Here is a 12,634-nt window from a genome sequence, read left to right as displayed (position 1 = left end):
GGGTTTGAGCGGATTGGAAGGGAAGAAAGATCACTTTAAAAATCGATAAAAACTTCAAATTTGAGCATCAAAAAACGGGGTTCACATATTGAATATGGGCCGAAAGACCTTGATATAACAGCATTCTTGAGGGAGTGTCCCGTTTTTGTCGCCAATATCCGACATTTTTTAGAATGCGTTTTCATATTGCCCAATGGGATAAGCAATTGTAAGATGAGAGTAAAGCACAACCGGATCCATACTCCATCTCACTTTGATAGTAGTTACATTGAAGTTACATGAAATTAACTCATACCTTACGTTTGTTGTCAACTATAGAGAGAATAAAGTGGCGGCAAATAAACTTCAACGAAGATAGCAAGGGGGGGAGAAAATGATCAGACAGAGATTATTCCGTTATGCTGTGTACCGAAACATGTTTCTCAGCTTTGTATTGCTTACGGCGGCCATGATTGCTCTTGTGACTGTAGTCCTGTTTGTGTTGTTCTCCTGGAGTACGGCGAAAGAAGTAGGAAAGATCTCCGAGTCCATGCTGAAACAGAACAGTGCCGTCTCCAGCGTCATTCGGGAGCAGGTGTATAATGTCGGCAATTTGCTGCTTAGCGATCAGGAGATCGTGAATGCCCTATTGGACAAGGAAGCTACACCGCTGAAGCAGTATGGGGTATTCACGAAGCTGGGCCAGATTCAGTCCACGTACCCATTCATTCATTCGATCGGCATATACAATGGCTCCACTCACTCGTATTTGAATACCAAGGGCATCACGCTTGAGGAGGAGGAAGAGCTGCTCGGGGAGATTAACAGCAAGAATGCGTCGTACTTCCAGCTGTTCCGCCGTCAGCTATCGATGGCCGCGATGGGCAAAGGAAAAGAGGATGTACTGACATTTGTCCTGCTTCCCAGCTACTATTCCCCCTTGTCTGCCAAAGGCGCCATCGTCATCAACATGAGCACAAGCGGACTTCAGGATCTGATCGGGGGCTACAGAAATGAGGCGATCGGCTCCCTGTACGTTATTGACGATCACGGCAACGTGATGACCCACTCGGAAGAAACCTCCATCGATAACCTGTCGGAAGAGCCTTATGTACAGACCATCCTGGCTTCCGATAAGGAGAGCGGCTATTTCACCAAATCGATTGACGGGCGCAAAAGCATTGTCACCTATGTGAAATCCAAGGATTTAAACTGGATCTTTATGAGTGTCAATAAATATCAGAATGTGCTGTTCAACATGCAGGCGCTGAAGCAGGCTGCGCTTGGCCTGGCATTCGCTTGTTTCGCGATCAGCATTCTGCTGTCGTTCTGGCTGACGAACAACGCTTATAATCCGATCCGTCAGCTGCTTGAGAAAATGACGTCCATATCCAAATCCAAGGGGGTTCGCCGCCAGATCAACGAGTTCGATCTATTGGACACCACCTATGCCGAGCTGACCGAGAAGATGCGGTCCATGGAATCGGAAGCCTCCCTCGCCCGACAAGCGCTGGTGCTGCGGCTGCTCAAGGGCGGCGATGAGCGGATGTTCCAGCGTCTGGTGGAGCACAGTCAAGGCGTTTGCTTCGTGGCCATTGCCATTCTGCTTGATAGTGAGGACGGCTTGCCGGCAGGAGACGAAGAAGGACGGAAGTCATATTCCTGTGCAGCCATATCACGCCTTGCTCAGCAGGTTCTGGAGTCCGAAGGGGCCAGTGTGGCCGCGGTGGAAGAAGGCACGGCTGCTGTCATTCTGCCGCTGAAGCATCAGCATCTCCCGATCCATCTGGTCGGGATGCTCGAGGATCTGCAAGGGGAAATTGCACGCACGCTTGGACTGTCGGTCACGATTGGAATCGGTTCGGTGGCGGAGAATTACGATGAGCTCCGCGAATCGTTCAGATATGCGCAGTCTTGCTTCCGCCAGCGGTTTTTTGAAGGAAAGGGCAAGGTATTCCACTGTGACCCGCTGGTGGTGGAGGAAGACAGTCAGACCGAGGCGATATATCCGGATAAGCGGGAGAAGCGGATTGTCGAGGCGATCAAGCTGCAGCAGCTGGACAAGCTGGAGAAGGAAATCGACTTGTGGGTGAAGGACATTCGCGGATACAGCTACCATGAGGTGATGTTTTTCATCAATCAGTTCATCGGCGGTCTGTACAAGCAGTTGAATGTGCATTCCGTAAAAAACCGGGAGAGTGCCGAGCTGTTTCTCGAATTTACCCGGGATATTACACGCTTTGAGACGTTGCAGGAGACGGCAGCTGCCTTGAAGGAGCTTGCTGTCCGAATCTGCAGCCTGTCCGAGGAATCCGGGGCGGTGCGGCATGCGGAGGTTGTTGATTTCATCCAGGCCTATGTGCAGCAACACTATTCCCGGCCGGATATGTCGCTCGAGCAGGTCGCTGGGGAGGTCAAGCTCTCCCGAAGCTATGTCGGCAAACTGTTTAAAGCGCATTGCGAGCTGTCCTTCAACGATTACCTGAATGCGGTTCGTCTGGAGAAGGCGAAGGAGCTGCTCACCACGACAGAGGAATCGGTCCAATCGATCAGTGAACAGGTCGGTATTATGAATACGACCTATTTTTACACACTGTTTAAAAAGCACTATCAGATCTCGCCCGCGCAATTCCGAAGCCAACATGCGATAGCCGCCAAAAAAGCGCAGTAGTGAACATATTCGCCGTTTTTAAAATCGAGAAATTCACGATTTTGAAGTATACGTAATTAAAGTTGTCTCCTTATGATAGGAATCGTACCGCAGGTCAAACAAAATTGAAGTCAGGGGGAGACAGGCATGAAAAAAAGGAAAGTGTCAGTACTTTTGTTAGCTGTCTTGATGTTGGCCACTGTAATTGCAGGATGCTCCGGAGGGGGCGACGCGGGAAGCGGCAGCTCGGCCAGCGGCGGCAACGGTGACAATGGCAGTGGCGGTGCCAAGCTGCCGGTTCGCTATTTGCTTCCGGGTTCAGCTCCACAGGATCTGGATACCGCGGTTAAGGCGATTAACGAGAAGCTCGAGGCGGACGGTCTTAATCTGACCTATGAGCCAACCTACATTCCATGGGATGTATGGGACCAGAAGACAAACCTGATGATGTCGACGGGCGAGGAATTTGAGTTGATTGCCATCATGCATGATACCAAAGGACCAACGGTGCTTGCCGGTAACGGAGGAATTATTCCAATCGACGAGCTGCTGGATCAATACGGAAGCGAACTGAAGGCTTCCATGCCAGAGTGGATCTGGGAGTCATCGAAGATTAACGGCAAAATCAGCTATGTGCCTAACTTCTGGGCAGATACGGCGTTTAACGATGGCATGTTCACCATCCGGACGGATCTCTTGAAGGACAACGGATTTGAAGCGCCAACTACGCCGGCAGAGCTCTTGGATGCCGCTGAGGCGATCCAGAAGAATTGGCCTCAGGACAACAAGAATGTATACATGAAAGTGCTGGAGGAGCCAGCATATTTCCTGCACCGGACGTACGATACGTTCCCGTTTGCAGTAATCGACAACCTGATCTACATTGACCAGCAGGGCAATGTACAGTCTTGGCTGGAAACCGAGGAGTTCAAACAAGATGCAGCGTTCATGAACGAGGCGTATCGCCGCGGATTGATCATGAGCGACCTGCTGACAACACCGGGCGAGGTCATCAACCAGGAAGAGCTGGCAGGGCGCTACCTGTTCCGTCCGGGCGATGTGGGACTTAGCGATACCGTTCGCGAGTCGTTCCCGAATGCCCAACTGGACATTTACTATCTGGCAGATCAGCCGAAGTTCAGATCCTATGCCATCCGCAACTCGAACGGTGTGTCGGCAACGTCCCCGCATCCGGAAGCTGCGATCCAGTTCCTGAACTGGGTGTATAGCAGCCAGGAGAACATGGATATTGTACAAAGCGGCGTAAAGGGCGTGCACTGGGAGGACACAGGCAAGAACACCAAGGACATTCTTGCCAAGACAGAGAATGGATCTCCGGCCTATGAGCTGGCTTACTGGCTGGTTGGTCATGTTGAGATGAACCGTTATCCAAGCAATATGGACAAGGCTCGTCTGGAGCGCAGAACGACGATCGCTGATGATGCTGTCAACAGTGTGGCGATCGGCTTCACCTTCGACCCGACACAAGTGGCGTCTCAATATGCCAACGTTGTGGCTGAGCTGAAGACCAGTGTATATCCGATTATGCACGGTGTTGTAAGCTATGAGGACAACTACGATAAAATGATGTCGGCAATGAAGGCTGCCGGACTGGATGAAGTGGTCGATGAATTCAGAACCCAGTTCGAAGAATGGAAAGCAAGCCAATAATAATTGGAGCTTAACGACATGATAGCATCAGGATGAATGCATAACGAAGGGCGCTTGCCGGTTCTTACAACGGCAAGCGCCCTTTTTTATCGTGTGCAAAGAGGGGATGCACAGGCACAGAATCGACTTCAAAATCGGGGATTATGTTGCATTTACGGGGATTTGCCAAAATTGAAGTTTTCCCTCAAAAGTAAACTGTTCAAACCGGCCCTGTTCAAGCTAGAGTATGGGCATAACCATGCCTAGATCCCGTAATGATCGGGATGAGGTTTGTATATGCAAGGGATGAAGTTTGCAGGTTCGAAGCGGAAATGAAATTTGTGAAGATGATAGCGGCCCTGTTGTCAGCGGCGAGTTCATAAAGGGTGCGCGCGTGCATCTGAAGGAGGATAACATATGACAGAACAGCAGCGAACGTTCAGAGAGGGATGGAAGTGGTTCACAGACAGCCGTTACGGCATGTTTATTCATTTTGGGCCTTATGCCCAGTACGGGCGGGGCGAGCAGGTACTGTTCCGGGAGCACCTGGACCAGCAGGAATACGCCCGCCAGGCATGCGAGTGGAACCCTGCTTTTTTCGACGCAGAGTTATGGGCATATACCGCTCGCAAGGCGGGAATGAAATATGCATGCCTGACCACAAGGCATCATGATGGCTATTGTCTATGGGATACGAAGACAACCGATTACTCCAGTGCCAAGCAGGCAGCGGGCCGGGATTTTGTCCGCGAGTTTACGGAGGCGTTCCGGAAGGAAGGACTGCGGGTGGGCCTTTATTATTCCTGGATTGATTGGCGGATACCGGCCTATTTTGACGGACCTGAGAAGGACCCTGAGGGCTGGGCGGTGATGAAGGACTATCTGCATGCCCAGGTTGAGGAGCTGGTAACGAACTATGGCCGGATTGACCATTTCTTCTTTGACGGGGTATGGCCAAGAAGTGCGGAGGATCTGGACAGCATCAGACTGGTGGAACGAATGAAGCAGATTCAGCCGGACATTCTGGTGAACAATCGTCTGGGCCTCTCTCCGGAAGAAAAGGCGCATGCCGATGGCGGCGGAGGCTCCGGAGATTCCGACGTCCTTGGCGATTTCGGATCACCGGAGCATGTGATTGAGCCTGACCAGCACCGCTTGTGGGAATCCAACCAGGTGACGACCTGGCGGCTGTGGGGCTATACGAATGGCGAACGATGGCGTCCGGCTGATCTGCTGCTGGATATGCTGTGCGAATGCGCGGAGAAGGGCGGAGCTTCAGGAGGCAATCTTCTGCTGAACGTCGGGCCTCAGCCAGACGGCCAGCTGCCGCCGGAATTTGTGGAGCGTGCGCTTCAGATCGGACAATGGCTGGAGGTGCACGGGGAAGCGATCTATGGCTCTGACGGCGGGAATCTGACCGAGTTCATCACGTACGGACGCCAGACGATGAAGGACAATTATCTGTATCTGATCATCCGCTTCTGGGATGGCAGACCTGTGCTTCGATTGGCGGATCTGGTAACGCCTGTCCGCAGCGTTACGCTGCTTACGACAGGGCAGAAGCTCGAATTCCGCCAGGAGGGCGATGTGCTGTGGATCGAAGGATTGCCGAAGGAGCGGCCTACCGCGCTGTTTCCGGTGATCCGTATCGAGTGTGAGGGCAGACCGGAGACGAATCAGTGGGGACGTGAGCGATTGTGGACGGGAGACCCGGCCAGAATTGCGGACTGGGCCCGGTCGCGGGGAACCTCCGTCTATGTCGATGGACAGCCGAGGTAAGTGTATCCGGGCAGCTTGCCCATAACTACTCCCTAACCGCAGCGGGACTGGGACGGGGGCTGACGCCGGAGGGCGGTCAAGCGGCTTCCGGAAGTCCGCATGTCGCGCTCGCTGCATATCTGGCACGAGCAGACCAAGCCGCGCCCTCGAATTGCGCGGCTTGATGGGATGACCGCGGCGTCGTCCGAGCAGCGCAGGAGGATCACGGACAACATAATCAAGGGGATGAATAGTCGATGAAAATGCTGTTATTTTATGATGAGAAATTTCCATATGACGGGATGCGCCCGACTGCAGAAGTATTGAACCAGATTCAGAGTTGGGCCGATCTCGCCGATGCGGAGCAGCTTGCCGAGAGAATTCAGGAGGGCGGATGGGATGCGCTCATTCACCTGCACGGTCCATATTTTCCGAAGCAGGCTTGGACAGCCATCGAGTCGTATCTGAAGGAGGGCGGGGGGCTGGTCTATGCCGGCGGCGTCCCGTTCCGGAAACCGGTGCGGAAAGTGGACGGTCAGTGGTTCGTCGAACGGGAGCAGGTCGGTTATCATCAGCGGATGGACATTCATGACGCGCTCGCGGTTGATGTATCCCGCGTTCGACATTTGAGAGCGTCGTTCGAATTCCCAATCCTGCAGGGCCGCGAACATCTCTTCGAGATCGAGCCGACCTGGGGATTGACGCTGCATCCGACCAAATCGAGCGATATTCCGGCAGAGATGGGTTCCTGCGGCCCGATGGATGCGGTGATCTCTCCGCTTGTTATCGGGGTGGACAAGGACAATCGGGAGCGCAGTGCCCCTGTGGTGATGCTGGAGCAGAACAAGGGAGATTATGCCGGAGGCCGCTGGATTCTGATCCATCAGCAGCTCGGGGCGCCGTTCTGGAACGAAGAGGGAGCTGCGGTGCTGAAGGAGCTGGCGCAGTATGCAGCAACCGGCGTGACAGAGCTATGGCTTAAGCCAAACTATGCTTCCTACGAGCCGGGCGAGCAGCCGGTCGTGACCATTCAGCTGCAGTCGCTGTCCCGCACATCAGCGCCAGCCACAACCTGGCATTTCCAGGTGACGGTGCTGAAGGAAGGGGCTCCGAAGGCAGCGTGGTCAACCCGGGTGGAATGTGAAGCAGGCCCGCATCAGCGGGACTTACAGCAGCTGCGTCTGGCCGTTCCGGTTGCGCTGGAAGCAGGGCTGTACCGGATCGTGTGCGAAGCGAAGTCGGAGGCCGGGGAACGCAGAATATTGACCCAGGCGATCTGGGGCGTGGATCGTCCGCTCCTGCAATCGGGTGAACGGCTTACTTGCGGTCGCGACTATTTCTATCGGGGCGGAAAGCCGGTGCCGATTGTTGGCATGACGTATATGACCTCTGATGTGGCGCGTAAATTCCTGCATCTGCCGAACGTGCAGCGCTGGGATGCGGATATGGCGGAAATGAAGCGGGCCGGGATCAATCTGATCCGTACGGGAATCTGGACGGGGTATCGCATGATCATGTTTGCCGACGGGCATGCGGCCGAGGATGTCATGCGGGCGATTGATGCCTTCATCCTGACAGCCAAGCGGCATGAAATCGAGGTGACGTTTACCTTCTTCTCGTTTGCGCCGGAAGCCTGGGAAGGGGTCAATCCGTACCTTGATCCGCGTTCGGTTGAGGCTCAGAAGCGCTTCATCGCTTCGATTGTGACGCGGCACAAAGGGACGACCAACGTACACTGGGATTTGATCAACGAGCCGTCGCTGTTTGATCCGAAGCGCATCTTCGAAGGCCCGGTCTCGGTTGGCGACCGCTTTGAGCGCAAGGCGTGGGCCGAGTGGCTGCATGCGCGTTACAACGGGGACATCGGCTTGCTCCAGGAGCGCTGGAACATGACGCCGGACGAACTGCCGACATTCGAAGCGGCCAAAGCGCCAAGTCCGGACGACAAGCTGTTCAACAGTGTGCTTCAACCGAAGAAATGGGGACCTTGGCTCGATTTCACGCTCTTCTCAATGGATATGCACAACCGGTGGGCCTCGGAACTGATCGGCACGATTCGCCGCTCAGATCCGGATCAGCTTGTGACAGTCGGGCAGGATGAGGGCATCTGCTCCCAGCGTCCGTCCCCGTCCTTCTATGGCCCTGCCGTGGACTATACGACCGTGCACTCCTGGTGGCAGAACGATCATCTGGCCTGGGACGGTATCTTCACCAAGACGCCGGACAAGCCCAACCTGATTCAGGAGACGGGCATCATGCATGTACAGCGTGCTGACGGCATCGCCAAGCGTACGGAGGAAGAGCTGCGCAATATTCTGGAACGGAAATATGCGTATGCCTTCTCGACAGGCGGCGCAGGAGCGGTGCAGTGGATATGGAACATTAACTATTTCATGGACAATGCCAACGAATCGAACATCGGTGCGCTGCGTGCAGATGGAACCCAGAAGCCGGAAGCGGATGTGTCATATGATTTTGGCCGCTTTATGGCGGAGGCGGCGGAGCTGTTCGGCGACCGCAGGCTGGAGGATATCGCGGTGGTGTTCCCGTACTCCAATGACTTCTCCAGCCGCAAATTCGCCTATGAGGCTACAACCCGGGCGATGCGGACGCTGACCTTCGGCATGAACGTGCATCCGCGGGGCATCGGCGAATATCAGCTGGAGGACCTGAAGCGTTATCCGGCGAAGCTGATCATTGTCCCGAGCGCTCATAACTTCGATGACGATGCCTTCGAGCAGCTGATCGCATTGGCGAAGGAGGGCAGCACGGTCCTGTGGACAGGCCCGCTTCGTACAGATGCGTACTGGGGCGATGCCGGGCAGCGGCTGAAGCAGGAGATCGGCGAGACCGTGAACGGCAATATTGTGCGGGAAGAGATGCTGATGCTGGCTGAAGGCAGCTATCCGGTCTCCTTCGGGGAGCGGAAGATCAACACACTGGCCGTGGATCGCTCACCTGACCGCCCTGAAGGCGCACTGGCGCCGGTTACGGTATCGCTTGGCGCGGGTCAATTCATCTGGTGTCCGCTGCCGGTCGAGCTTAACGAACGCTGGGAGCCGATCCAGGCACTGTACAAGGAAGCGATCCAGGCTGCCGGAGCGGAGCAGGAGCTGGAATGGCTTAAGGGTGCCGGATTACCAGGAGTATACGGCCGCAAGCTGACATTTAATGAAGGAAGCCTGTATATCTTTGTATCCGAGTATGGAGCGAGCGCGGAGCTTGAAGTTCGTGATCCGGTGACGGGAACGGCGTATGCCTTTACGCTGGAGCGTGAACGCACCGTCATGTTTACGACGGATGGGGATGGGCGCGTCCGGACGGTATACCGGCCGGAGGAGGTTTCCATCCAGGCTGTCCGCAGATAAGGGGCGGGGGGCGAACTCTACGAGGACGAGTAAGTACCTGACAGCACTTTCGCTTCATGCTCCTGTTGTGCAGTAGGCCCAAGGCTAACAAGGGAATGGTGAGCCTCGGGACAGGGGAAGAGACGAGCAATCCTATAGAGAAGTTCCGTTCGTGGATGACCCGGGCGGTATAGAAATGCAGAATAGAAGCCCTTCTTGGGAACGTGGATCTTTCATCCATGTTCCAAGAGGGGCTTCGTTATTGACGGGCTGTCGTATTTTACATGCGGCAGACTTCCTTGGGACAGTCCTCGCAGTGGCATATATTGCGCAAATACTCGGGATTCTTCAGGATGATGCGCCCTTTCTCGGTGGTGATGACGCCGAGCCCGCGCAGATCGTTCAAGATCCGGTTTACGCTCTCCCGAGTTGAGCCAATCATCTCAGCCATCTCCGCATTGGTAATGCGTTTGCTGATCATCATGGCGGAATCGCTATCCCCCTTGGAGGTCCCGTACATATTGCATAGCCGGAGCAGCAGTGAGCAGAGGGCGCCGGATTTACCGAACAGCAGCAGATCGCGGAATTTCGCCTGGGTCGTCCGGTGCAGCAGTGCCATCCAGTTCGTGAATTCCAAGGCAAAAGAACCGCTGGTAACGATCAGCTTGTCCAGATCCTCACGCTGCACGATCAGCACTTCGGCGTCCTCCAGAGCACGGGCCTCAAAGCGGTGAACAGCGGTCTGCTCGGGATCGGGCTCGCCGAACAAATCGCCGGGAATATGAAGCGACAAGGTGACAGCGGCGCCGTCCGCAAGCAATTTGGATACTTTGAAGCTTCCCTTCTTCACCAGATACAAGCGATTGGCCGGGTCGTTCTCCCGGTACAGATAGTCCCCGGCAAGCAGCCGTACCGGCTCAGCTATATCTTGCAATGTCTGGAGGTGCGCCGGGGAGAACACGGCCGTGGATCCACCCGCAGGCGGCAGCGTTTCTCTGCGCGAGCGTGTCTGTGTTTGTGCGTGTTTTTTCATAGGCTCTCCTTTCCCTGATACAGGTTGAATGTTTCTCTTCGATCGAAGCTGTACTTCAACATGAATCGTACTTCAGCGATGGTGTTCGGTGTGCGGCATGGGCATCGTGATAAGGAACTAAGGAACTGAAGACATGAATGGCAGATCAAGCTTCGCTGATGATCATAATAAATGCCGTGAATGATTAACGGAGTGAAGCACACGCAGGGCTGCTTTGACCGGATGCCGTGGATATGAATGTTGCGGCGTCCGGGGTGCCTTAGTTCATGAGCCGATAAGTATCATTCGTCAGCTGAAAACCCTGCTTGAGTCCCGAGGTAACATAGATCTCCCGATTCTTCGTAACAAAGATCGCCTCCGCGGTCTCCAGACGCTCAATGAATTTGCGCCCTTCCTGCATCCCGAGCGAGAAGGCTGCGGTCGACATCGCGTCCGCATCCATGGAGCCCTCCGTGACAATCGTGACGCTCTGCAGGTCATTGTCCACCGGATACCCGTCAAATGGACTTAGAATATGGTGGTACACCTTTCCCTGCTCTTCGAAAAAGCGCTCGTAGACGCCGGAGGTGACGATCGTTTTGTCCTTGACCTTCAGAACGCCAAGGTGTTGGCCGCGCGCTTGCTCCGGATCCTGCACGCCGATGCTCCAGGAGGAGCCGTCCGGCTTGGCTCCCAGCGCAAGAATATTGCCGCCGAGATCGATGATGGCGGACTCGAATCCCTGCTCCTTTAAATAAGCTGCAAGCACATCGGCGGCGTACCCCTTGGCGATCGCGCCAAGATCCAGCGACATTCCGGCCTGCGGAAGCGAGATGGAATGGCTGCTCTCATCCAGCGAGATGGAGGTGTAATCGATCAGCTGCAGGGCGTCTGCCAGCTGCTGCTGGTCGGGAACGGCCGCTGACTCGCTGCCGATCCCCCAGAGCTCGACCAGGGGGCCGACGGTCGGATCGAAATGTCCGCCGGAGGCTGCAGCATACTGCAGGGCCGTGCTTACAATCCGATACGTTTCATCGGACACCGGTGTCGGGCTTCGCCCGGCGTTCTGGTTGACCCGGTCCAGCTCGCTGCCCTCCCGCAAACGGTTCATTTTCCCGTCGATGCCATCCAGCAGCTCCTTCATCTCGGCAAAATGCTCCGGCGTTATGCGCTCATCATATACGCGGAGGTTGACAATCGTATCAAAAATAAAGTAGTGATCGGAGATCGGCAGCCGGGACTCGGATTCGATTGAACCCGCTTGGGCACCGCAGCCGGTGGATCCCAGAAGCGCGAGAATGATCACGATGATCCCCAAGCATCTGCGATAACGAAACATAGCAGCATCTCCTTTTAAGCTCAAGGTTGATGATCTGTTTTGATGATCCCAGCGTACCAGACGATGATGCGGCTGCATGTGAGAAATATCATTTCTGGCGCATCTTTGGCGGTTGATAATGAACATATAAAGAGAAAGTGGTGAGGACCGATGAAACGTGGCGATGTATGGATTGGCGTTGTGCTGTTGGCTGCGGTTGCCCTGTTCGCAGTTCCACGGCTGCTTGGGGGCACCCAGACGGCTGAAGCGGCGGTAGCCCGCATTCAGGTCAACGGGGAGCTGTATCGGACCGTTCAATTGACAGAAGAGGTGCAGGAGATCGAGATTCGTACGGAGCGGGGCTATAATCGGTTGAAAATATCCGAGGGCGGGATCGAGATAGTCGAGGCGGATTGTCCGGACCAGCTGTGCATCGGCTTTGGCCACGTGCATACGCCGGGCGACACGATCGTATGTCTGCCGAACCATATGTTTATCGAGATTGAGCCTTCGGACGGGCAAGGAGTGGATGTCGATGGCACAGCTTCATGATCCGCAAGGGCTGCGCAGGCTGACGATCATCGCCATCTGCGCTTCGCTGTCCGTCGTTCTAGGGGTGCTTGAAGCGCTCATTCCTTTTGCTGTTACGATTCCGGGAGCGAAGCTCGGTCTGGGCAATATTATGGTACTGACCTGTCTGGTCACGCTGGGCGGAAGGGATGCGCTGTGGCTTGTTTTGCTAAAAACACTGCTGACCGCCTTCATCCTTGGCACCTTCTCGACCTTTATGTTCAGTCTGCTCGGCTCTCTGTGCAGCCTCCTGTTGATGTTTGCGATGCTGCGCCTGGGAAGGAGCAGCTTCAGCCTGATTGGGGTGAGCGTAGCCGGAGGGGTCGCGCATAACGCAGGTCAGCTGCTGG

8 protein-coding genes are annotated in these 12,634 nt (G+C 55.0%); 6 read left to right on the top strand and 2 right to left on the bottom strand.

Going from position 1 to position 12,634, the window contains the following annotated elements; translation table 11 throughout:
- The first annotated feature begins 373 nt into the window (after nt 1-373).
- From CHH75_RS12200 to CHH75_RS12185, 4 genes are all read left to right on the top strand, one after another.
- The gene (locus tag CHH75_RS12200) at nt 374-2,650 is read left to right on the top strand and encodes a helix-turn-helix domain-containing protein (RefSeq protein ID WP_095398280.1); all 2,277 of its coding nucleotides are present in this window, start codon (nt 374-376) and stop codon (nt 2,648-2,650) included.
- Nucleotides 2,651-2,818: 168 nt separating this feature from the next.
- Nucleotides 2,819-4,300, top strand: coding sequence for a DUF3502 domain-containing protein (locus tag CHH75_RS12195; RefSeq protein WP_244908112.1), 1,482 nt, complete (start codon nt 2,819-2,821; stop codon nt 4,298-4,300).
- 396 nt (nt 4,301-4,696) lie between these two features.
- Nucleotides 4,697-6,058, top strand: coding sequence for an alpha-L-fucosidase (locus CHH75_RS12190; protein WP_095398279.1), 1,362 nt, complete (start codon nt 4,697-4,699; stop codon nt 6,056-6,058).
- A 236-nt stretch (nt 6,059-6,294) separates the two neighbouring features.
- Nucleotides 6,295-9,405: a beta-galactosidase gene (locus tag CHH75_RS12185; RefSeq protein WP_095398278.1), complete on the top strand. Its 3,111-nt coding sequence runs from the start codon at nt 6,295-6,297 to the stop codon at nt 9,403-9,405.
- 259 nt (nt 9,406-9,664) lie between these two features.
- Here CHH75_RS12185 and CHH75_RS12180 read toward each other — a convergent pair whose 3' ends face one another.
- A complete protein-coding gene (locus CHH75_RS12180) occupies nt 9,665-10,417 on the bottom strand; it encodes a Crp/Fnr family transcriptional regulator (RefSeq protein ID WP_095264305.1) in 753 nt (250 codons plus the stop codon).
- A 259-nt stretch (nt 10,418-10,676) separates the two neighbouring features.
- The gene (locus CHH75_RS12175; protein WP_095264306.1) at nt 10,677-11,735 is read right to left on the bottom strand and encodes an FAD:protein FMN transferase; all 1,059 of its coding nucleotides are present in this window, start codon (nt 11,733-11,735) and stop codon (nt 10,677-10,679) included.
- A 150-nt stretch (nt 11,736-11,885) separates the two neighbouring features.
- Between CHH75_RS12175 and CHH75_RS12170 the strand changes: the two genes are divergently transcribed.
- Nucleotides 11,886-12,266: a NusG domain II-containing protein gene (locus tag CHH75_RS12170; protein ID WP_095264307.1), complete on the top strand. Its 381-nt coding sequence runs from the start codon at nt 11,886-11,888 to the stop codon at nt 12,264-12,266.
- A partial coding sequence (locus CHH75_RS12165; RefSeq protein ID WP_141235836.1) for a Gx transporter family protein occupies nt 12,250-12,634 on the top strand: 385 nt, incomplete at its 3' end. The genes CHH75_RS12170 and CHH75_RS12165, both read left to right, overlap by 17 nt.

Origin of the sequence: Paenibacillus sp. 7541, assembly GCF_002276395.1 — a bacterium.
GTDB lineage: Bacteria > Bacillota > Bacilli > Paenibacillales > Paenibacillaceae > Paenibacillus_AQ > Paenibacillus_AQ campinasensis.
Note: the sequence above shows the minus strand (reverse complement) of the source record. Positions and strands in the feature narration are given on the sequence as shown.